Genomic DNA, 21,077 nt, shown 5'->3' with positions numbered 1-21,077 from the left:
CGGAATGCGACAGTCAGCCGAGCGGGAGCCGGTACGCCGTCGCGAGGGCCCCGTCGCCGTCCGCGCCGAGCGGCTCCACCAGCCCGTCGGCGACCAGTCCGTCCAGCGCGCGGGCCCGCTGCACGGGCTCGTCCCACACGGCGTCCAGCGCCGCCGACGGCACCGGCCCGACCGCCTCGCGCAGCACGGCCAGCAGCCGGCCGCGCACCTGCCGGTCGGTGCCGGCGTAGGTCTGCCCGCGCCGCGGCGGACCCGCGTGCGCGGGCTTGCCCGCCAGCCGCCAGGCGCACAGCCCTGCCACCGGGCAGCGCGCGCAGTCCGGGTTCTTCGCGGTGCACACCAGCGCGCCCAGCTCCATGGAGGCCGCGGCCCACCCGGCCGCCGTCTCCTCGTCCTCGGGCAGCAGTGCGCGGGCGAGGCGCCGCTCGGCGGCGGTGGTGGCGTTCGGCGGGTACTCGACGCCGGTCGCGGTCCGGGCGAAGACCCGGCGCACGTTCGTGTCCAGCACCGCGTGCCGTTGCCCGTAGGCGAAGGAGGCCACGGCCGCGGCGGTGTACTCGCCGATGCCGGGCAGGGACAACAGCCGGTCGTGCTCCCGCGGTACGTCGCCCCCGTGCCGTTCCGTTATGGCGACGGCCGCGCCGTGCAGCCGTAGCGCCCGGCGCGGATAGCCGAGGCGGCCCCAGGCCCGTACGGCCTCCCCGGGCGCCTCGGCGGCCAGGTCGGCGGGGCGGGGCCAGCGGGCCAGCCACTGCTCGTACACCGGCAGCACCCGGGCGACCGGGGTCTGCTGGAGCATGAACTCGCTGACCATGACGCCCCAGGGACCGGCTTCGGGGCGACGCCAGGGCAGGTCGCGGGCGTTCTCGCGGAACCAGGCGATGACGGGGGAGTGCAGCGCGCGGGCGGCTTCGGCGCCGGGCACGGCCGGCGCCTCGGACGGGGCGGGGGTTTCGGGGGATGCAGTCATGGCAGGGGCATCCTGGCACGATTCACCCCTCGGGCGCGGGCCCCGGACCGGTGAAGAGGGCGGCGGGACGGACCCCGCTCGTACGCATCGAGCCGATGATCCGACGGACGGGGCCCGTCAGCGCGATCGCCACCAGGGCGCCGATCGAGGCGCCCAGCAGCAGGCCCATCGCCACGTCGTGCGGGTAGTGCACCCCGACGAAGACCCGGGAGAAGGCCATCAGCAGGGCGAGCGGCACGGTGAGCAGGCCGAGCCGGCGCACGGCCAGTGCCAGGGCGACGGCGGCGGCGCCCGCGATCACGGAGTGGTTGCTCGGGAAGGACCAGTCGCCCGGCACCGGGCAGGTGATCAAGGGGGCGTGCGCGCCCGGGACGGCCCGACAGGGCCGGTCCTCGTGCACGGTGGACTTCACGACCTCGGAGACGACGTACGCGACGGCCGTGGCCAGCGGGGCGAGGACGGCCAGGGCCATCGCCGTGTCGCCGCGGGTCCGGGCGCGCCACCACACGAGGAGGAAGAGCAGGCCGAAGAGCAGCAGCCCGTTCTTCGTCCAGATCTCGGCGAGGGACTGAACCCAGCCGGGCGTGGTGTGCGCGAAGTCGGTGACGTCTCGGTAGAGGTCGGATGTGTCCATCCGGCCGACAGTACGCAAACCGGACTAACGCCCGCATCAGCCTCTCGGCCCCGATCTTGGTCCTGACGGCCCTCCGAAGGTGGCGCAGCGGGATGATCATCGCCAAAACGCGCCGGATGTACGGCATGTGGGGCACGGATCGCGTCCTGGACTCTCGTAAAGTTCCCTCCGTGGGATCACTGCGCAATCCGGTCGGGCCGCTTCCCTCCTCCATCTACTGGCGACGGAGGGCAGTTCTGGCGTCCGTCGCCGCACTCCTGGCGCTCCTCGCCGTATGGACCGTCAGTTCCGGCGGGGGCAGGACCAGTCAGAACGGCAAGGGTGGCGGCTCCGGGCCGCACCCGGCCGCCTCCATCACGCCCGGCGCGCCGGGATCGGGGCCGGCCATCGGTACGGCCCCGGGCGGCCGCGACGAGTCGGGCGCCGGCGGCGCCACCGGCGGCGACCACGGCGGTGCGGCGGCGGGTGCGGGTGCGGGCGGCGGCGCCGGCGCCGGCAAGAACGGCGAGCCGGGCGGCTCCGGTTCGGGCGCGGGCGGCGGGTCTGCCGCCGGGCCCGGTCAGATCCCGGCCGACTCCCCGCTCCCCACGTGTGCGCCCGGCGCGCTCCAGTGGGAGGTCAAGAGCACCAAGAACGAGTACGAGCCGAACGAGCGCCCCCGCCTCGAACTCCTCGCACGCAACGTCTCCGGCACCACCTGCAAGGTCGACCTCGGCCCCAAGCAGGCGATCCTGAGCATCACTCAGGCGTCCACGGGCAAGGCCGTCTGGTCCTCGGCGGACTGCCCCGCGGGAGCGGGCAACGTCTTCTACCGGCTGCCGGCGAACAGCGAGACGACGCAGTCGCTGGAGTGGGACCGGAAGTTCAGCTCGGCGTCCCAGTGCCAGTCGCCTCCGGCGGGGAGCGCGGTGGCCGACACCTACGTGGTAGAGGTCAAGTCCCCCGGCATGCCCGTAGCCCGAACCTCCTTCGTCCTGAAGCAGGACTGACCCCAACCCGCCACCCGAGCCGCCCCATCCCAGCCCCGCCGGCATTCGAGGCGCCCCCGGAGGGCAGCGGCCCGGCGGTGTGGCCTCAATCGCCGGCCGGGCTGGAGTGGGCTGAGGTTGGCCGTCAGGTCTGGGCAATTCCAGCCCGGCCGGGCTGGGTAATTCCAGCCTCGCCGGCGTTTGAGGCGCCCCCGGTGGGCGGCGAGCCGGCGGTGTGGCCTCAATCGCCGGCCGGGCTGGTTAATTCCAGCCCCGCCGGCGTTTGAGGCGCCCCCGGTGGGCAACGAGCCGGTGGTGTGGCCTTAATCGCCGGCCGGGCTGGAGTGGGCTGAGGTTGGCCGTCGGGTCTGGGCAATTCCAGCCTCGCCGGCGTTTGAGGCGGCCCCCCGGAGGGGCTGCGTCAGGGGTGGGGGCTAGACGTAGCGCTCCAGGATCGAGGACTCGGCCAGCCGCGAGAGCCCCTCGCGGACGGACCGCGCCCGCGCCTCCCCGACCCCGTCGACGGTCTGCAGATCGTCCACGCTGGCAGCGAGCAGCTTCTGCAGCCCCCCGAAGTGCTCCACGAGCCGCTCGATGATGGCCCCCGGCAGCCGCGGCACCTTCGCCAGCAGCCGATACCCACGCGGCGACACCGCCGAGTCGAGCGTCTCGGGCGACCCCGTGTACCCCAGCCCCCGCGCCACCGTCGCCAGCTCCAGCAGCTCCGCGTGCGTGAAGGAATCCAGCTCGGCCAGCGCCTCGTCCACCGTGCGGGAACGCTTCGCCGTCGGCTCCGGCACGTAGTCCCGGATCACCAGCTCGCGCTCCTGCTCGATCCCGACCGTCAGCTCGTCCAGCTGGAGCGACAGCAGCCGCCCGTCGGTGCCGAGCTCGACGACGTACTCGGCGATCTCGGTCGCGATCCGGCGGACCATCTCCAGCCGCTGCGCGACCGCCGTCACGTCGCGGACCGTCACGAGGTCCTCGATCTCCAGCGCCGACAGCGTGCCCGCGACCTCGTCGAGCCGCAGCTTGTACCGCTCCAGCGTGGCCAGCGCCTGGTTCGCCCGGGACAGGATCGCCCCGGACTCCTCCAGCACGCGCCGCTCGCCGTCGACGTACAGCGCGATCAGCCGCATCGACTGCGAGACCGAGACGACCGGGAAGTTGCACTGCTTGGATACGCGGTCCGCCGTGCGGTGCCGGGTGCCCGTCTCCTCCGTCGGGATCGAGGCGTCCGGCACCAGCTGGACGCCCGCCCGCAGGATCTTGGTGATGTCCTTGTCCACGATGAGCGCCCCGTCGAGCTTGCACAGCTCGCGCAGCCGGGTCGCGGTGAACTCCACGTCCAGGACGAAGCCGCCGGTGCACATGGCCTCGACGCTCTTGTCCATGCCGAGCACGATCAGACCGCCGGTGTTGCCGCGCAGGATCCGCTCCAGGCCGTCACGCAGCTGCTGACCAGGTGCGACCGCGCTCAGCGAAGCCCGCATCAGGGCCTCCTGCTTGCTGCCTGCGCCGGACTTCCCGGATGCTGCTGCCCCGTCCTTGGCTGCCACTGCACTCCTCCGGTCGCGGGTCGTACCGCCCCGCACCACGGGCACAGGGGAGTGCGTACGGCCGGGCGGACCAGCACAAAGTCTACCGGCGCGCGCCACACCCCCGCCGTGGCTTGGCCACTGTGCCCGTCAGAGGGCCCCGGACGGGCCCCCTGACCTGCACCTCACGCGTCCACCTCACGCGTCGGACTTGGCCGAGCTCCGGCTCCGGCCGCGCGGCAGCACCCGCAGCGCGTCCCCCATGTCGGCCACCTCGATGACCTTCATGCCCGCGGGCACCTTGCCCGGGTCCACCGGCACCAGCGCGTGCGTGAACCCGAGCCGGTGCGCCTCGGCGAGCCGGCGCTGCACGCCCGTCACCCGCCGCACCTCGCCCGCCAGCCCGACCTCGCCGATCGCGACGAGGTTCTTCGGCAGCGGTACGTCGCTCGCGGCCGAGGCCAGCGCCAGCGCCACGGCCAGGTCGGCGGCGGGCTCCGTCAGCTTCACCCCGCCCACCGTCGCGGTGTAGATGTCCCGCTTGCCGAGCGCGCTGATGCGACCGCGCTGCTCCAGCACCGCCAGCATCATCGAGACGCGGGAGGTCTCCAGCCCGGAGGTGGTCCGTCGGGGCGAGGGGATCTGCGAGTCCACGGTCAGCGCCTGCACCTCGGCGACCAGCGGCCGCTTGCCCTCCAGCGTCACCGTCAGGCAGGTGCCGGGCACCGCCTCCGCGCGCCGGGTCAGGAACAGCCCGCTCGGGTCGGCGAGGCCGGTGATCCCCTCGTCGTGCAGCTCGAAGCAGCCGACCTCGTCGGTGGCGCCGTAGCGGTTCTTGATGCCGCGGACCAGGCGCAGCCGCGCGTGCCGGTCGCCCTCGAAGCTGAGGACCACGTCGACGAGGTGTTCCAGCAGCCGGGGACCGGCGATGGCCCCGTCCTTGGTGACGTGGCCGACGAGCAGCGTGGACATCCCGCGCTCCTTGGAGGCGCGGATCAGGGCCCCGGCGACCTCGCGGACCTGGGCCATGCCGCCGGGCGCCCCGTCGATCTCGGGGGAGGCGACGGTCTGTACGGAGTCCAGGATCAGCAGCGAGGGCTTCACCGCGTCCAGGTGCCCGAGCACCGCCGACAGGTCCGTCTCGGCCGCGAGGTAGAGGTGGTCGCTGAGCGCGTTGATCCGGTCGGCGCGCAGCCGCACCTGGCTCGCCGATTCCTCGCCCGTCACGTACAGGGTGCGGTGCTCGTCGCTCGCCGCCTTCGCGGCGACGTCCAGGAGCAGGGTGGACTTGCCGACGCCGGGCTCGCCGGCGAGCAGCACCACGGCGCCGGGCACGAGACCCCCGCCGAGCACCCGGTCCAGCTCGTCGACCCCGGTGGAGCGGGCCGTCGCCTGGCGCCCGTCGACCTGGGCGATGGGCACGGCGGCGGTGGACACGCGGCCGGCCGCGGTGGTCCGCACGGCGGGGGCGCCCATCTCCTCGACGGTCCCCCAGGCCTGGCACTCGGGGCACCGGCCGAGCCACTTCGCGGTGGTCCAGCCGCACTCGGTACAGCGGTAGGACGGCCGGTCCTTGGCGGATGAACGGGATGTACGGGCTGCTGCCATGCCGCCAACGGTAACGGCCGCCGCCGACACCCCCGCCGGGGCCGATCGGGTACGGACGTCAGGGCGGCTGTCAGCAACGACACGATCTGTTCACCCGTAAGGACTAAAAGTGCTGAAGGCTTCCGGGCCGTCACCGGCCGGCCGCCTACCTTCACGAGGTGAACAGCAGCAACCACGGCAACCCCACGACTCGCACCGGCGCACACCGGGCGCACGGGCGCACGCTCCCCGAGGGGGAGCAGGCGCCCCCCTTCCGCCACGAGCCGTACCTGGACGGCCTGTTCACGTACTGCCTGTCGGTCCTGTGCGACCACGACAGCGCCACCGAGGTGCTCGGCGAGGTCCTGGCCGTGGCCGAGCGGCACCCGGGGCGCTGCCCCGACGAGAGCGACCGCCGGGCCTGGCTCTACGCCCTCGCCCGCTGGGCCTGTCTGCGCAGGCTCGCCGAGACGAGACGCGCCCGGCACACTCCGTCGGGCGCGCACACCACCCGGCGTGCGCCGGGGCGCACCGAATCCGACCGCGCGCCCTCTCCGGACCACACCGCCCTGGGGGCGGGCACGGGGGCGGGGGCCGCGCCCGCCGACCCGATCGACGTCAGCGCGTACCGCCGGACCGAGCTGGCCCGGCTCGCCTGGCCCGAGGCCGCCGGGACCACCCCCGAGCAGCGCGAGGCCCTCGAACTCGCCGTCCGCCACCGGCTGACCGTGACCGAACTCGCCTCCGTCCTCGGCACCCCGGCCCCCGCCGCCCGCGACCTGCTCACCGGAGCCGCCTGCGAGGTCGAGCGCACCCGCGCCGCGCTCGCCGTGGTCGAGACCGGCAACTGTCCCGCCGTCTCCCGGCTCACCGGCGACAGCCAGGTGCTGCTCTCCACCACCCTGCGCGCCGAACTCGTCCGCCACGTCGACGACTGCCCGCTCTGCCGCCGCGTCGCCGAACGCGTCGGCGCCGGCGCCCCGTGGCCCGGCTCCGGCGGCGTGGGCACCGGCGCCCTGCCGCTCGTACCGGCGCCGCGCACCGGCGTGCGCACCGCGATGCTGCGCTCCGCCCGGGTCCGCGGTCGCGCCGGGGCCCCGCGGTTCGCCCGGACCGGATTCCCCCTCGACCCGAAGGACCGCGCCGCCCGCCGCGACCGGATCCGGGCCCGCGCGGTCACCACCACGGTCGTCGCCACCGTGGTCGCGGCGCCGGTCCTGGCCCTCTGGGCCGCGTACCGCGGCGCCCCCAGCACCGGCGAGCCGAGCGGCGCCGCCAACACCCGCATCTCCGCGAGCGAGCTACAGATCCCGCCCTACCTGAACGGCTACGAGGGCCGGTCCGGCCCGGGCGCAGCCGCCTACGAGAACGCGGGCAACACCCGCACCACCGGCGCCGAGCCCCGGTTCACCGAAGGCAGCCCCGTCCCCGACGTGTCCGTCGAGGTGATCAGCTCGGGCGCCCCGCCCAGCCCCGCCCAGCCCGGCTCGGCGGGACCGGGCCGGCTCACCGTCACCGCCACCTCCCGCGGCGGAGTCACCCTGCTCGCCCTCAGCGCGTCCGGCGGCGCCCCCGTCGACTGGCGGCTGTGGACGGACGCCCCCTGGCTGCGCGCGAGCGCCACGGCGGGCACCCTGGCCCCAGGAGAATCGGTCACCCTACGGATCACCGTGGACCCCGACGCCCAGCCCGTGGGCGCCTGGACCGCCCGGGTCGGGGTGGACCCGAGCGGCGCGATGGTCTCGATCTCGGGCCGCGGCCGCCCGGCGCCGCAGCCCAGCCGGACGCCGCCGACGGATCCCACGCCGACCCCCACGCCCACCCCGACCCCGACGCCGACCGAGACGCCGAGCCCGACGCCCACGCCGACCCCCACCCCGACGCCGACCGCGTCCGAGGGAACGCTCACCCCGAGCCCGGCGCCCCCTACTTCTTCTTGACCGGGCCCGTCGGGTCCGCCGGGTGCGGGGCCATCGGCAGCGCCGACGCCAGGCGCGCCTCGCACAGCGCGACCAGCGCGTCGTAGCCCTCCTTGCCCATCAGCTCGGTCAGCTCGGGCCGGTAGGTCACGTAGACCGGGTCGCCCGCGCCGTGCGCGGAGGTCGCCGAGGTGCACCACCAGTGCAGGTCGTGGCCGCCCGGGCCCCAGCCGCGCCGGTCGTACTCGCCGATCGACACCTGGAGCACCCGGGTGTCGTCCGGCCGGTCGATCCACTCGTACGTCCGCCGCACCGGCAGCTGCCAACAGACGTCCGGCTTCGTCTCCAGCGGCTCCCGGCCCTCCCGCAGCGCCAGGATGTGCAGCGAACAACCGGCGCCCGCCGCGAAACCGGGCCGGTTCTGGAAGATGCACGACCCCTCCCACCGCCGGGTCTGCCGCTCGCCGTCCTCGTCCTTCTGCACCCAGCCCGACTCGGCGCCGACGTCGTGGAACTGCCACAGCTCCGGCGTCAGGCGCGCCACGTTCTCGGCGACCCGCTTCTCGTCGTCCTCGTCGGAGAAGTGCGCGCCGAGCGTGCAGCAGCCGTCGTCCGCGCGGCCCGCCTGGATGCCCTGGCAGCCGCTGCCGAAGATGCAGGTCCAGCGGGAGGTGAGCCAGGTCAGGTCACAGCGGAAGATCTGCTCGTCGTCGGCCGGATCGGGGAACTCCACCCAGGCCCGGGCGAAGTCGAGCCCCTTCTCGTCCGCGGTGGCCGACTTCTTGGTCTTGCTCGGCTTGGTCTTGCTGGCCTTCTTCGTATTGGGCACGAACCCAAGCCTAAAGGCCCCTTACGCCGCCCCTACGCGTTCGGCCCAGTAGCGTTTCGCGTATGAGACTCGGTGTCCTTGACGTGGGTTCGAACACGATCCACCTGCTGGTGGTGGACGCGCACCCCGGCGCGCGCCCCCAGCCGGCGCACTCCCACAAGGTGGAGCTGCGCCTGGCGGAGCTGCTCGACGAGCGCGGCGCGGTCACCCCCGACGGCGTCGAGCGGCTCGTCTCGGTGATCGCGGGCGCCGCCCAGGCCGCCGAGGACAAGGGGTGCCAGGACGTCCTGCCCTTCGCGACCAGTGCGGTGCGCGAGGCGACGAACGCCGACGAGGTGCTGACCCGGGTCCGCGAGGAGACGGGCGTCGACCTCCAGGTCCTCAGCGGCGCGGACGAGGCCCGCCTGACGTTCCTGGCGGTGCGCCGCTGGTTCGGTTGGTCGGCGGGCAAGCTGATGGTGCTCGACATCGGCGGCGGCTCCCTGGAGATCGCCTCCGGCATCGACGAGGACCCCGACACCGCCGTGTCCCTGCCGCTCGGCGCGGGCCGGCTCACCGCGGGCTGGCTCCCGGGCGACCCGCCTGATCCGGCGGACATCAAGGCCCTGCGTCGGCACGTACGGGCCCAGATCGCGCGGACGGTCGGTGAGTTCAGCCGGTCGGGCGCGCCGGACCACGTGGTGGCCACCTCCAAGACCTTCAAGCAGCTGGCCCGGATCGCGGGCGCGGCCCGCTCGGCGGAGGGCCTCTTCGTCCAGCGCGGGCTGACCCGCAAGTCCCTGGAGGAGTGGGTCCCGCGCCTCGCGGAGATGACCACGCTCCGGCGGGCGGCCCTCCCCGGCGTCTCGGAGGGGCGGGCCGGGCAGCTGCTGGCCGGTGCGATGGTCGCCGAGGCCGCCATGGATCTCTTCGGCGTGGAAGAACTCGAAATCTGCCCCTGGGCCCTCCGAGAAGGCATCATCCTCCGCCGCCTGGACCACCTCCCCACCTAACCCCCTCCGGGGACGCCTCAATCGCCGGCGGGGCTGGGCTGCGGGGCTGGGCGGCCCCGGCCACATCCAGCCCGCCCGGCGTTTGAGGGCCCGCCGGAGGCGTAGTGGGCCGGCTGGGCGTCTGGGTGCGGGTGGTGTGCCCTCCGGGGGCGCCTCAATCGCCGGCGGGGCTGGGCTGCGGGGCTGGGCGGCCCCGGCCAAGTTCAGCCTGCCCGGCGTTTGAGGGCCCGCCGGAGGCGTGGTGGGCTGGCCGGGCGTCCGGCGGGACTGGGTGGGCGGGCGGCCCGGTGCGGGGGTGCGGGCCCGCGCCCCCGTACCCTGTCCCCGTGGCAGAACCAGTGCGCATCCCGGACGCGAAAGTCGCCCTCTCCACCGCCTCCGTCTACCCGGAGTCCACGGCGACCGCCTTCGAGATCGCCGCGCGCCTCGGCTATGACGGCGTAGAGGTGATGGTCTGGACGGACCCCGTCAGCCAGGACATCGAGGCCCTGCGCCGGCTCTCCGACCACCACCAGGTCCCGATCCTCGCGATCCACGCCCCCTGCCTCCTGATCACCCAGCGCGTCTGGTCCACCGACCCGTGGACCAAGCTCCAGCGCGCCCAGGCCGCCGCCGAGAAGCTCGGCGCGAGCACGGTCGTCGTCCACCCGCCGTTCCGCTGGCAGCGCCAGTACTCCCGCGAGTTCGTCTCCGGCATCTGGCGGATGGTCGACGAGACCGACGTCCGCTTCGCCGTCGAGAACATGTACCCCTGGCGCTACCGCGACCGCGAGATGCTCGCGTACGCGCCCGAGTGGGACGTCACCAAGGACGACTACCGGCACTTCACCGTCGACCTGTCCCACACCGCGACCGCCCGTACGGACGCCACCGCGATGATCGACCGGATGGGCGACCGGCTCGCCCACGTCCACCTCGCCGACGGAAACGGTTCCGCCAAGGACGAGCACCTCGTCCCCGGCCGCGGCACCCAGCCCTGCGCGGAGCTGCTGGACCGGCTCGCCCGCACCGGATTCGACGGCCACGTCGTCATCGAGGTCAACACCCGCCGCGCGATGTCCGCCGCCGAGCGCGAGGCCGACCTCGCCGAGGCCCTCGCCTTCACCCGGCTGCACCTCGCCAGCGCGGGCACGGGCACCGGCCCCGGCACCAAGGTCCCGCGCCGATGACGGACGCCCCCGAGGGGCGCCGCCGCCGCGGCCCCGGCCGCCCCCGTCAGGACGAGGCCGGCGACGGCCCCGGCACCCAGGAGCGGATCCGCCTCGCGGCCCGCGCGGAGTTCGCCGACCGCGGCTACGACAAGACGTCCGTGCGCGGGATCGCCAAGGCCGCCGGCGTGGACCCGGCGCTGGTCCACCACTACTTCGGCACCAAGGACGACCTCTTCGCGGCCACCATCGAGATGAGCGTGGACCCCGCCGTCGTGGTCCCGGCCGTCATCGGGGCCGGCCCCGACGGCATCGGCGAACGCCTGGCCCGCTACTTCCTGGGCATCTGGGAGAACCCGGCCACCCGCGCGCCGCTGCTCGCCGTGATCCGTTCGGCACTGACCCACGAGGCGGCGGCCAAGGTGCTGCGCCAGCTGATCCTGCGCCGGGTCCTGGAACGCGTGGCGGCCGACCTCAACGTCCCCGACCCCACCTTCCGCGCCGAGCTGGCCGCCTCGCACATGGTCGGCATCGCCATCCTGCGGTACGTCGTCCAGGTCGAGCCGCTCGCCTCCGCCGACCCGGAGGACATCGTGGCGCTCGTGGCCCCCACCCTCCAGCGGTACCTGACCGAGGAATGAGCCTCCCGTCCCGACATGCGGACACCCTGTCCGGATCCCGGGCGGCAGGCGTAGCCTCGTAATCTGAGCCAACCACGTGTCATCTATGGGGAGTGAACCCGATGCCCGAGCTGAGGTCCCGCACCGTCACCCACGGCCGCAACATGGCGGGCGCCCGCGCCCTTATGCGGGCGTCGGGCGTAGCGAGCGCCGACATCGGCAAGCCGATCATCGCGGTCGCCAACTCCTTCACCGAATTCGTCCCCGGGCACACCCACCTCGCCCCGGTCGGCCGGATCGTCTCCGACGCGATCCTGGCCGCGGGCGCCGTCCCGCGCGAGTTCAACACGATCGCGGTGGACGACGGCATCGCGATGGGCCACGGCGGCATGCTGTACTCCCTGCCCTCCCGCGACCTCATCGCGGACTCGGTCGAGTACATGGTGGAAGCGCACTGCGCCGACGCCCTGATCTGCATCTCGAACTGCGACAAGATCACCCCCGGCATGCTGATGGCCGCCATGCGCCTCAACATCCCGGTCGTCTTCGTCTCCGGCGGCCCGATGGAGGCCGGTCAGGCCACCCTCGTCGACGGCACCGTCCGCAAGCTGGACCTCATCGACGCGATGGTCGACGCCTCGAACGAGAACGTCTCCGACGAGGACGTCCTGCGCATCGAAGAGAACGCCTGCCCCACCTGCGGCTCCTGTAGCGGCATGTTCACGGCCAACTCGATGAACTGCCTCGCCGAGGCCATCGGCCTCGCGCTCCCCGGCAACGGCTCGGTCCTCGCCACGCACACCGCCCGCAAGGCGCTGTACGAGAACGCGGGCCGCACGATCGTCGAGATCACCAAGCGCCACTACGAGCAGGACGACTACTCGGTCCTGCCCCGCTCCATCGCCACGCGCGAGGCCTTCGAGAACGCCATGGCGCTCGACATCGCCATGGGCGGCTCCACCAACACGATCCTGCACCTGCTGGCCGCGGCGCAGGAAGCGGGCCTGGACTACGACCTCAAGGACATCAACGAGGTCTCGCTCCGCGTCCCGTGCCTCTCCAAGGTCGCGCCGAACGTGGCGCCGGGCGGCACGTACTACATGGAGGACATCCACCGGGCCGGCGGCATCCCCGCCATCCTCGGCGAGCTGTACCGCGGCGGCCTGCTCAACAAGGACGTCCACACCGTGCACTCGGCCAGCATCGAGGAGTGGCTCGGCACCTGGGACGTGCGCAGCGGCACCGCCTCCGAGGAGTCGATCGAGCTGTGGCACGCGGCCCCCGGCTGCGTCCGTTCCGCGACCGCCTTCTCGCAGTCCGAGCGCTGGGACACCCTCGACCTCGACGCCGAGGGCGGCTGCATCCGCTCCGTCGAGCACGCCTACTCCAAGGACGGCGGTCTCGCGGTCCTGCACGGCAACATCGCGGTCGACGGCTGCGTGGTCAAGACGGCGGGCGTCGACGAGTCGATCTGGACCTTCGAAGGGCCGGCCGTGGTCTGCGAATCGCAGGACGAGGCCGTGGACAAGATCCTCCGCAAGGAGGTCAAGCCGGGTGACGTCGTCGTCATCCGCTACGAGGGCCCGCGCGGCGGTCCCGGCATGCAGGAGATGCTCTACCCGACGTCCTTCCTCAAGGGCCGCGGGCTCGGCAAGTCCTGCGCGCTGATCACCGACGGGCGGTTCTCCGGCGGTACGTCGGGGCTGTCCATCGGGCACGCCTCCCCGGAGGCGGCGGCGGGCGGGGCGATCGCCCTCATCGAGGACGGTGACCGCATCCGCATCGACATCCCGAACCGCTCGATCGAACTCCTCGTCCCGGACGAGACGCTGGCGGCCCGCCGCGAAGCCCTGGGTGGCGTCTACGCCCCCAAGAACCGTGAGCGCAAGGTCTCCGCGGCCCTGCGTGCCTACGCCGCCATGGCCACCAGCGCCGACAAGGGCGCCGTCCGAGACGTCTCCCTCCTGGGCTGACCCCGGCCCAGCCCCGCCGGCGTTCGCGCCCGCCCCCGTGCAGCCTCGCCGGCGTTCGAGGCGCAGTCGACCGGTAGCCGGGCGCTGACGGCCGTGGCCTCAATCGCCGGCCGGGCCGGATGCGCCTCCGGCGGGCCCTCAATCGCCGGGCAGGCTCAAACGGGCTCCTTCGGCCGCCCCCCTCCAGCCTCGCCGGCGTTTGAGGCGCCCCCGGAGGGCACACGACCGGTGGTCGGGCGCTGACGGTCGTGGCCTCAATCGCCGGCCGGGCTGGGTGTGCCTCCGGCGGGCCCTCAATCGCCGGGCAGGCTCAAACCGGCGCCGTCGGCCGTGCGCCGTCCAGCCTCGCCGGCGTTAGCGCCCGCCCCCTCCAGCCTCGCCGGCGTTTGAGGCGCCCCCGGAGGGCACACGACCGGCGGTCGGGCGCTGGCGGTCGTGGCCTCGATCGTCGGGCGGGCTGAAGGGGTCCGCCCCCTGCAGCCCCGCCGGCGTTTGAGGCGCCCCCCGGAGGGAGGACGGCGGGGTCAGTGCCAGCCGCCGGGGTCGAGGGCGAAGACCGAGCCGTCTGGGGCGGAGCCGAAGACGCGCCCGTCGGCCACCACCGGCGCAGGCCGCACCGGCACAAAGGTGTTCGCCCCCGTAGCCATCCGCGGAGCACTCGCCCCGACCAACCTCCCCCGCACCGCGTCCACCGCCAGCAGCCGCCCGTCCGCCGCCATGAGATGGACCCGCCCGTCCGCCACCACCGGCCGCGACCCCTGGCTGGCCGCCGTCTCCAGCCGCCACAACTCCCGCTCCGCGCCCACGGCCGCCAACGCACCCCCGCTCCCGAACGCGTACACCGTCCCGTCCGCCCCCACCCCGGCCTGCGCCTGCGACAGGCTCGTCGGCAGCAGCGTGCGCCGCTCGCCCCGGGTCCGCAGGTCGAGCCGTACCACCGAGTCCGTCACCATCCCGTCGCCCGCCAGAAGGTGCAGCGTCCCGTCCACCACCCCCACCGGCTCCAGCAGCCCCACCACCCGGTGCTGCCAGCGGGTGGCGCCGTCGGCCGCCGCGAGGGCCAGCACCTGGGTCGACGTACCGTCCCCCGCGGGCGTGACGGCGTACACCTCCGAGCCGTCCGCCGCCGCCACGAACTGCGCACCGGTGCCCGCCGTACGCTTCGTCCAGCGCACGGCACCGGTCGCCGCGTCGCGCGCCGTCACCTGCCCGTCGGCGGCGGCGACCAGCACCAGCGCACCCGCCGGCACGACGTCCGCGCCGCGCGGAGTGTCGGCCTTCCAGCGCTGCGCCCCCGTCGCCGGGTCGAGCGCCTGCAACAGGTGGCTGCCGGAGAGGTACACGAGGACGGACCCGCCCCCGGGGAACGGCGCCGGGTCCGCCGGACCCGTGACCCCCGCCGCCGACCACCGCACCGCACCCGTCGCCGGGTCCAGCCGGACCGCCGCGAGACCGGGCGCCGAGCAGTAGAGGGCGTCCGTCATCCAGCCGCAGGCCGGGATCCGCCGCGCGGCCCCGGCCGCGGCGGGGGTCACCGACCACGGCGCGATCCTGGCCGGCGCGGCCCCGCCCGGCGCGCCGTCCAGGTGATCGGCGACCGTCCTGGCCGGCGTCTCCCGGAACTGCACGTACCCGCCGACCGCCCCGCCCGTGACCAGCAGCCCGGTCCCCACCACGGCGGCCACCCGCCACCGAGAGCGCCGCCGCCGCCCCGCGCGCGGCCCCGCCCCGGCATCCGCCCCGGCATCCGGTCCGCCCGGCGCGTCCCCGGACAGCAGCCCGTCCCGCCGGTGCGTGACCGGCTCGGCCGCCGGGTCCGCCGGACCCACCAGGGGGAGCCGCGGACGCGGTATGAACGCCCGCGTGTCCTCGTTCGTCGGATAGGCGGCCGAGCGCAGTACGGCGATCAGCTCGTCGGCGGTGGGCCGCGCGGCCGGGTCCTTCGCCAGGCACCGCGCGATCAGCGGCGCCAGCTCCTGCGGCACCCCCGTGAGGTCGGGCTCGTTGTGCACCACCTGGTACGCCACGATGTACGGGCTCTCGGAGTCGAACGGCCCGTGCCCGGTGGCCGCGTGGACCAGCAGCGCTCCCATCGCGAAGACGTCCGCGGCGGGCCCGACGTCCCGCGGCCGCTGGAACTGCTCGGGCGCCATGAAGGGCGGGGTCCCGATCAGCTTCCCGGTCTCGGTCCGCAGGTCGCTGTCGTAGGGGCGCGAGATCCCGAAGTCGATGACTTTCGGCCCGTCGGGCGCCATCAGCACGTTGCTCGGCTTCAGGTCCCGGTGGACCACTCCGGCCCGGTGGATGTCGCGCAGCGCCTCCGCCAGCCCGGCGCCGAGCCGGCCGACCTCGGCCGGATCCAACACCCGCTCGCGCACCCGCTCCGCGAGCGTCGGGGCGTCGATGAACAAGGTGGCCATCCAGGGCCGTTCGGCGTCGGTGTCGGCGTCGACGACGGGTGCGGTGAAGGCGCCGCTCACCCGCCGCGCGGCCGCGACCTCCTGCTGGAAGCGGGCGCGGAACTCGGGATCCACCGCGTGCTGCGCGTGCACGATCTTCACGGCGAGCTTCAAACCGGACGCGGAAGTGGCCAGGTGGACGACGCCCATGCCGCCGGAACCGAGGACGGATTCCAGCCGGTACAGCCCGGCGTACTCCGGAAACCCGGACTGCTCAGCGCGCGCCGATCTCATCGCCCATCACCCCTGGGGGAGCCTAGTCGACGGTGCGTGCGATTCCGTAAGGGGCTGCTATCCTCCGCGAGTTGCCGGGCACTACCGTCCGGTCGTGGTCGATATCCGGTCAATGGGGGAGATCAGCATGGCGGTTGACGAGACGGCGGGCGCGGTGGAATCCCTGTCCGCGATGTCCGGTGACGCCGGTTACATGACGTTCCCGGTCGCGCCCGACTCGCGGGTGAACGTCCGCAGCGGCCCCGGCACCGGCTACCCGATCAAGAAGGTCCTCCCGTACGACGCCTGGGTGAAGATCGACTGCCAGACCCCGGGCACGACGGTCTCCGGCCCCTACGGCACGTCGGACATCTGGGACTGCATCGGCAACGGCCTGTACGTCGCCGACGCCTACGTCAAGACGGGCAGCGACGGCTACGTCGCCACCCGCTGCGGCTAGTGCTGTGACCGGGGTGTGTGCGGCGCCCCGACTGCCACGTGAGACACAGCCGGCCCGTGCCGCCCGTCGGGGGATAATCGCCGGTGTGAGCGACGAACGAGACGACGAGCGAGACGCCGGACGAGACGCCGGAGCCGCGGCGACCCCGGCTGCCGCCGAGGGCCCCCAGCCGCAGCCGATCCGGTTCTTCGGCACCACCTGGGTCGCGCACGACGGCGGGTACGGCCTGCGCCGCGCCGGCATGGCGGTGGCCTCGCTGCTGGCCGCCGTCATCGCCGCCTACCTGCTCCGCTTCGCGTACGAGGGCCTGGAGATCGGCAACGTCGGTCCCTTCCTCAGCATCTCCGTCGTCGTCCTCTTCGCGATCGCGAGCTCCATCGCCTTCGCGAAGGCGTGGGAGTCCTTCACCCGCCGCCCGGCGCCGTCCTCGGACGAGGCCTCGCTCAAGGGCCTCAAGGCCATCGGTTTCATCGGCGGGCTGATCGCGTACTTCCTGCGCTGCCTGATCGAGGCACCCGGCGAGGGGCTGGCCCGCGCCGAGTACGAGCGCGCCCGCACCGAACACGCTCGCCGCCGGGGCACCCGCACCGGGAACCCCGCGGCCCGCCGTCCCAAGCGCAAGAAGAAGTAGCCGGGATGAGCGGTACGCCCCCGCACCCCGACGCCCACGAGTACCCCCAGCATCCCCAACAGCCCCCGCACCCCCAACAGCCCCACCACACCCAGTACGCGCCGTACCCGCCGCACTGGACCTACCCGTACGGACCCCCGCCCCCGCCGTCCACCGGACCGTTCGCGGCCCCCGGCGGCTCGTCGTACGCCGCCCTGGCCCGCAACGGCGGCCAGCGCATCTGGCGTGAGCTGGGCGGAACCGCCCTGCTCGGCGCCGCCGGCGTGGTCTGCATGATCGCGCTGTTCGTCGCGGCCATGCTGCTCGCCGATGTCTTCGGCATCGCCACCGCCGACCCGGACGGGGAGGCGGTCTTCGCCGACCCGATCGCCGAGGTGGCACTCGGCCTCGTCAGCCTCGGCCTCGCGATACCCGCGGTCCTGCTCGTGGTCCGCTGGATCCAGCGCCGTCCGGCCGGCACGATCTCCTCGGTCACCGGCCGGCTGCGGCTCGGCTGGCTGGCCCTCTGCTCCGGCCTCGCCCTGCCCGTGCTGGGCACCCAGATCGGCCTGCTCGTGTGGTTGCTGCCGGGGGAGGGGCCCGACGGTACGGCGGCCGAGCTGTTCGCCCCGCAGGCCCTGGGGACGCTGCTGCTCTCCCTCGCCGTGGTGTGGCTGCTGGTCCCCTTCCAGGCGGCCGCGGAGGAGTACCTCTTCCGGGGCTGGATCCTGCAGGCCTTCGGCGCGCACCTGCGCACCCCGTGGGTGGGCATCGCCGTCGGCTCGGTCCTCTTCGCCCTGGCCCACGGCTTCGGCCAGTGGTCGGGCTTCGCACTGCTCCTCTACTCCGCCGCCTGGTACGCCTGGCTCACCCTGCGCACCGGTGGCCTGGAGGCCGCCATCGCGCACCACATGGTGAACAACCTGCTGGCCTTCACGCTCGCCGCCCTGGCCGACGACCTCGCCAACGACGAGACGGCCGCCGACGCGCCCTGGCAGGCGCTGGTCCTGGAACTCGTCGCGACCCCCCTCTACTGCCTGCTCGTCGTCAAGCTGGCCGAGCGCCGCAAAATCCGCACCGTCTCCTCCTGACCGCACCGCTCCTTCGTCCACTCCTTCCGGTCCTTCCCCTCCTGCCGCCCTCCCGGGTGGTTGACGGCCGGCACCCCCAGGAGCATTATTCATCACATGATGAATAACCGGGCCGACGGAACCGCGGCCACCCCTCCCGCCGTGCACGCCCGCGGCCTGACCGTCCGCCGCGGCGCCGGCCGCAGCCCCCGCACCGTCCTCCACGGCATCGACTTCACCGTCCCCCGCGGCCGCATCACCGGCCTCCTCGGCCCCTCCGGCTGCGGGAAGTCCACCCTCATGCGCGCCGTGGTCGGCACCCAGGCCCAGGTCACCGGCACCCTCGACGTCCTCGGCCGCCCCGCCGGACATCCCGAACTGCGCTCGCGCATCGGCTACGTCACCCAGGCGCCCTCCGTCTACGACGACCTCACCGTCCGGCAGAACCTCGACTACTTCGCCGCCGTCCTCGACCCCGGCCGGGCCGCCGCCGACCGCCGCCGCGCCGACGTCGGCCGCGCCATCGCCGACGTGGACCTGACCTCCCGCGCCGACGCCCTCGCCGGGAACCTCTCCGGCGGCCAGCGCAGCCGCGTCTCCCTCGCCGTCGCCCTGCTCGGCACCCCCGAACTGCTCGTCCTCGACGAACCCACCGTCGGCCTCGACCCCGTCCTGCGCCGCGACCTGTGGAACCTCTTCCACACCCTCGCCGACAGCCGCGGCGCCACGATCCTCGTCTCCTCGCACGTCATGGACGAGGCCGAGCGCTGCCACGACCTGCTCCTCATGCGCGAGGGCCGGATCCTCGCCGAGGACACCCCGGACGCGCTGCGCGCCCGTACCCGCTCCGAGACCGTCGAAGAGGGCTTCCTGCACCTCGTGGACGAGGCCAACGCCGAGGCCCGAGCCCGGGGCGCCGCCCCGGCCACCGCCGTAGGGGAGAACGAGACCCGATGAACGTCGCCCGCACCACCGCCACCGCCCTGCGCGTCCTGCGCCAGCTCCGCCACGACCCGCGCTCCATCGCCCTGATGCTGCTCGTGCCGGTCCTGATGCTGACCCTGCTGCGCTACGTCTTCGACGGCAGCCCGCGCACCTTCGACAGCATCGGCGCCAGCCTCCTCGGCATCTTCCCGCTGATCACGATGTTCCTGGTGACCTCCATCGCGACCCTGCGCGAGCGCACCTCCGGCACCCTCGAACGCCTCCTCGCGATGCCCCTGGGCAAGGGCGACCTGATCGGCGGCTACGCCCTCGCCTTCGGCGCCGTGGCCGTCGTCCAGTCGCTGCTCGCCACCGGCCTCGCCCTCTGGGTCCTCGGCCTCGACGTCGTCGGCTCGCCCTGGCTGCTCCTCCTGGTCGCGCTGCTCGACGCGCTCCTCGGCACCGCGCTCGGCCTGTTCGTCTCCGCCTTCGCGGCCTCCGAGTTCCAGGCCGTCCAGTTCATGCCGGCCGTGATCTTCCCCCAACTGCTCCTGTGCGGACTCTTCGCGCCCCGCGACACCATGCAGCCGGTCCTCGAAGCCGTGTCCGACGTCCTGCCCATGTCCTACGCCGTCGACGGCATGACCCAGGTCCTCACCCACACCGACATGACCACCGACTTCGTCCGCGACGCGATCGTCGTGGCCGCCTGCGCCCTGCTGGTCCTCGTCCTCGGCGCGGCCACCCTGCGCCGCCGCACTCCCTAGGTCCTGTCGTCAAAGTGCCGTCTGCCCCGCGACGCCTGGCACGCACTCTCGCCGCACCGGGCGTCCAGTACGCGGGCTTCCGCCCGGCACGGCGAGAGCACGCACCAGACGCCGCGGGGCCGCCCTTCGGGCGACGACGGCACTTTGACGACAGGACCTAGACCGTCGAGCCCGGGTGCAAAGATGAGGCCATGACCCAGACTGTCGCCGTTCTCGGCACCGGCAAGATCGGTGAGGCCCTGCTCAGCGGGATGATCCGAGGCGGCTGGCCCGCCTCGAAGCTCCTCGTCACGGCCCGCCGCCCGGAACGAGCCGAGGAGCTCCGGACCCGCTACGGCGTCGAAGCCGTCACCAACGCAGAGGCCGCCAAGCGCGCCGACACCCTGATCCTCACGGTCAAGCCGCAGGACATGGGCAAGCTCCTCGAAGAACTGGCCCCGCACGTGCCGGCGGACCGCCTGGTCATCAGCGGCGCCGCGGGCATCCCGACCTCCTTCTTCGAGGACCGGCTCGCCGCGGGCACGCCCGTGGTCCGCGTCATGACGAACACCCCGGCCCTCGTGGACGAGGCCATGTCCGTCATCTCGGCAGGCAGCCACGCCACGGGCGCCCACCTCGCCCACACCGAGGAGATCTTCGGCGGCGTCGGCAAGACCCTGCGCGTTCCCGAGTCCCAGCAGGACGCCGCCACGGCCCTGTCCGGCTCCGGCCCCGCGTACTTCTACTTCCTCGTCGAAGCCATGACCGACGCGGGCATCCTCCTCGGCCTCCCGCGCGCCCAGGCCCACGACCTGATCGTGCAGGCCGCGGTCGGCGCCGCCGTCATGCTCCGCGACAGCGGCGAACACCCGGTCAAGCTCCGCGAGGCCGTCACCTCCCCGGCCGGTACGACGATCAACGCGATCGTGGAACTGGAGAAGCACGGCGTACGGGCGGCCCTCATCGCCGCCCTGGAAGCGGCCCGCGACCGCAGCCGCGAACTCGCCACCGGCAACAGCTGACGCGCGGGCCCGACCGGGGTTGACACTGGCGTTCGGGGTCCGTAAGGTTCTTCGAGTTGTCCGAAGTGAGCTGCCGACCCTGGTCGGTCCCCGGACAGCCATCCGCCACTACACATTCGAACGAAACGACGTACGTTGTCGTCTCTTTTTCATGCGTATTTGCGAATGAGGAATCCGTGCCCGAGCGGCACTCCCGCCGATTAGGTCGGGGACAAGGAATCCGCTAGTGTCACACCTCGTCGGAACGGCCCAACAGCCGCGAAGACAAAGCCCGCTGACTGGGAGTCAGGCCCGAAAGGTTCTGATAGAGTCGGACTCGCCGGAAAGGGAAACGCGAAAGCGAGAACCTGGAAAGCGAAAAGCAGGATCCCGCTTCGACCGGGAATCGGACACGA

The 21,077-nt window shown here is 73.6% G+C and carries 18 protein-coding genes; 12 read left to right on the top strand and 6 right to left on the bottom strand.

From position 1 onward, the window contains the following. Positions 1-13: 13 nt before the first annotated feature. The gene (locus ACZ4UB_RS18775; protein WP_467962280.1) at positions 14-970 is read right to left on the bottom strand and encodes an HhH-GPD family protein; all 957 of its coding nucleotides are present in this window, start codon (positions 968-970) and stop codon (positions 14-16) included. 22 nt (positions 971-992) lie between these two features. Continuing rightward, complete coding sequence (locus tag ACZ4UB_RS18770; protein ID WP_468071446.1) at positions 993-1,604, bottom strand: phosphatase PAP2 family protein; 612 nt, start codon at positions 1,602-1,604, stop codon at positions 993-995. 92 nt (positions 1,605-1,696) lie between these two features. Between ACZ4UB_RS18770 and ACZ4UB_RS18765 the strand changes: the two genes are divergently transcribed. Then, on the top strand, positions 1,697-2,593 hold the full coding sequence (locus ACZ4UB_RS18765; protein WP_468071444.1) for a hypothetical protein: 897 nt from the start codon (positions 1,697-1,699) through the stop codon (positions 2,591-2,593). Positions 2,594-3,006: 413 nt separating this feature from the next. Here ACZ4UB_RS18765 and disA read toward each other — a convergent pair whose 3' ends face one another. Continuing rightward, positions 3,007-4,131, bottom strand: a complete 1,125-nt coding sequence (disA, locus tag ACZ4UB_RS18760) for a DNA integrity scanning diadenylate cyclase DisA (RefSeq protein ID WP_354384609.1) — start codon at positions 4,129-4,131, stop codon at positions 3,007-3,009. Positions 4,132-4,308: 177 nt separating this feature from the next. Continuing rightward, positions 4,309-5,718, bottom strand: a complete 1,410-nt coding sequence (gene radA, locus ACZ4UB_RS18755) for a DNA repair protein RadA (RefSeq protein WP_468071442.1) — start codon at positions 5,716-5,718, stop codon at positions 4,309-4,311. 158 nt (positions 5,719-5,876) lie between these two features. Between radA and ACZ4UB_RS18750 the strand changes: the two genes are divergently transcribed. Continuing rightward, a complete protein-coding gene (locus ACZ4UB_RS18750; protein WP_468071440.1) occupies positions 5,877-7,637 on the top strand; it encodes an RNA polymerase sigma factor in 1,761 nt (586 codons plus the stop codon). Here the strand turns inward: ACZ4UB_RS18750 and ACZ4UB_RS18745 are convergent. Beyond that, positions 7,624-8,445, bottom strand: a complete 822-nt coding sequence (locus ACZ4UB_RS18745) for a DUF3109 family protein (protein ID WP_354384606.1) — start codon at positions 8,443-8,445, stop codon at positions 7,624-7,626. The two genes, ACZ4UB_RS18750 and ACZ4UB_RS18745, sit on opposite strands and share 14 nt — an antisense overlap. Positions 8,446-8,507: 62 nt before the next feature. Here ACZ4UB_RS18745 and ACZ4UB_RS18740 point away from each other — a divergent pair, with 62 nt between their 5' ends. The 4 genes from ACZ4UB_RS18740 (at position 8,508) to ilvD (ending at position 13,178) form a co-directional block, all read left to right on the top strand. Further along, complete coding sequence (locus ACZ4UB_RS18740) at positions 8,508-9,437, top strand: Ppx/GppA family phosphatase (RefSeq protein ID WP_467962266.1); 930 nt, start codon at positions 8,508-8,510, stop codon at positions 9,435-9,437. A gap of 326 nt (positions 9,438-9,763) precedes the next feature. After that, positions 9,764-10,606 carry a sugar phosphate isomerase/epimerase family protein gene (locus tag ACZ4UB_RS18735; RefSeq protein ID WP_468071437.1) on the top strand — a complete coding sequence of 281 codons (843 nt, stop codon included), beginning with the start codon at positions 9,764-9,766 and terminating at the stop codon, positions 10,604-10,606. Then, a complete protein-coding gene (locus tag ACZ4UB_RS18730) occupies positions 10,603-11,226 on the top strand; it encodes a TetR/AcrR family transcriptional regulator (protein WP_468071435.1) in 624 nt (207 codons plus the stop codon). The genes ACZ4UB_RS18735 and ACZ4UB_RS18730 overlap by 4 nt, the downstream gene beginning before the upstream one ends. 101 nt (positions 11,227-11,327) lie before the next feature. Further along, entirely contained in the window at positions 11,328-13,178 is a 1,851-nt protein-coding gene (gene ilvD, locus ACZ4UB_RS18725) for a dihydroxy-acid dehydratase (protein ID WP_468071433.1), read from the top strand. Between the two features lie 524 nt (positions 13,179-13,702). On the opposite strand, the gene ACZ4UB_RS18720 is transcribed toward ilvD, so the two are convergent. Then, positions 13,703-15,871, bottom strand: a complete 2,169-nt coding sequence (locus ACZ4UB_RS18720) for a protein kinase domain-containing protein (RefSeq protein ID WP_468071431.1) — start codon at positions 15,869-15,871, stop codon at positions 13,703-13,705. Between the two features lie 172 nt (positions 15,872-16,043). On the opposite strand from ACZ4UB_RS18720, the gene ACZ4UB_RS18715 reads away from it, so the two are divergent. From ACZ4UB_RS18715 to proC, 6 genes are all read left to right on the top strand, one after another. Continuing rightward, on the top strand, positions 16,044-16,310 hold the full coding sequence (locus tag ACZ4UB_RS18715; RefSeq protein ID WP_468071647.1) for a peptidase: 267 nt from the start codon (positions 16,044-16,046) through the stop codon (positions 16,308-16,310). An 85-nt stretch (positions 16,311-16,395) separates the two neighbouring features. After that, positions 16,396-16,941: a hypothetical protein gene (locus ACZ4UB_RS18710; RefSeq protein ID WP_468071429.1), complete on the top strand. Its 546-nt coding sequence runs from the start codon at positions 16,396-16,398 to the stop codon at positions 16,939-16,941. Positions 16,942-16,946: 5 nt separating this feature from the next. Further along, on the top strand, positions 16,947-18,011 hold the full coding sequence (locus tag ACZ4UB_RS18705; protein WP_468071427.1) for a CPBP family glutamic-type intramembrane protease: 1,065 nt from the start codon (positions 16,947-16,949) through the stop codon (positions 18,009-18,011). Between the two features lie 96 nt (positions 18,012-18,107). Then, the gene (locus tag ACZ4UB_RS18700; protein ID WP_468071425.1) at positions 18,108-18,947 is read left to right on the top strand and encodes an ABC transporter ATP-binding protein; all 840 of its coding nucleotides are present in this window, start codon (positions 18,108-18,110) and stop codon (positions 18,945-18,947) included. Continuing rightward, positions 18,944-19,681 (top strand): ABC transporter permease, encoded by a 738-nt coding sequence (locus tag ACZ4UB_RS18695; RefSeq protein ID WP_468071423.1) that lies wholly within the window; start codon positions 18,944-18,946, stop codon positions 19,679-19,681. The genes ACZ4UB_RS18700 and ACZ4UB_RS18695 overlap by 4 nt, the downstream gene beginning before the upstream one ends. A 191-nt stretch (positions 19,682-19,872) precedes the next feature. Next, positions 19,873-20,682: a pyrroline-5-carboxylate reductase gene (proC, locus tag ACZ4UB_RS18690; RefSeq protein ID WP_354384596.1), complete on the top strand. Its 810-nt coding sequence runs from the start codon at positions 19,873-19,875 to the stop codon at positions 20,680-20,682. The last annotated feature ends 395 nt before the right edge of the window (positions 20,683-21,077 follow it).

The organism is Streptomyces sp. NPDC028419 (genome assembly GCF_055565515.1).
Note: the sequence above shows the minus strand (reverse complement) of the source record. Positions and strands in the feature narration are given on the sequence as shown.

Excerpts from the sequence above, each read along its gene's own strand:
- ACZ4UB_RS18730 (WP_468071435.1), top strand. The coding sequence starts at position 10,603 with ATGACGGACGCCCCCGAGGGGCGCCGCCGCCGCGGCCCCGGCCGCCCC.
- ACZ4UB_RS18705 (WP_468071427.1), top strand. The coding sequence starts at position 16,947 with ATGAGCGGTACGCCCCCGCACCCCGACGCCCACGAGTACCCCCAGCAT.
- ACZ4UB_RS18700 (WP_468071425.1), top strand. The coding sequence starts at position 18,108 with ATGATGAATAACCGGGCCGACGGAACCGCGGCCACCCCTCCCGCCGTG.
- radA (WP_468071442.1), bottom strand. The coding sequence starts at position 5,718 with ATGGCAGCAGCCCGTACATCCCGTTCATCCGCCAAGGACCGGCCGTCC.
- proC (WP_354384596.1), top strand. The coding sequence starts at position 19,873 with ATGACCCAGACTGTCGCCGTTCTCGGCACCGGCAAGATCGGTGAGGCC.
- ACZ4UB_RS18715 (WP_468071647.1), top strand. The coding sequence starts at position 16,044 with ATGTCCGGTGACGCCGGTTACATGACGTTCCCGGTCGCGCCCGACTCG.
- ACZ4UB_RS18740 (WP_467962266.1), top strand. The coding sequence starts at position 8,508 with ATGAGACTCGGTGTCCTTGACGTGGGTTCGAACACGATCCACCTGCTG.
- ACZ4UB_RS18765 (WP_468071444.1), top strand. The coding sequence starts at position 1,697 with ATGATCATCGCCAAAACGCGCCGGATGTACGGCATGTGGGGCACGGAT.
- ACZ4UB_RS18720 (WP_468071431.1), bottom strand. The coding sequence starts at position 15,871 with ATGAGATCGGCGCGCGCTGAGCAGTCCGGGTTTCCGGAGTACGCCGGG.
- ACZ4UB_RS18770 (WP_468071446.1), bottom strand. The coding sequence starts at position 1,604 with ATGGACACATCCGACCTCTACCGAGACGTCACCGACTTCGCGCACACC.
- ilvD (WP_468071433.1), top strand. The coding sequence starts at position 11,328 with ATGCCCGAGCTGAGGTCCCGCACCGTCACCCACGGCCGCAACATGGCG.
- ACZ4UB_RS18695 (WP_468071423.1), top strand. The coding sequence starts at position 18,944 with ATGAACGTCGCCCGCACCACCGCCACCGCCCTGCGCGTCCTGCGCCAG.
- ACZ4UB_RS18775 (WP_467962280.1), bottom strand. The coding sequence starts at position 970 with ATGACTGCATCCCCCGAAACCCCCGCCCCGTCCGAGGCGCCGGCCGTG.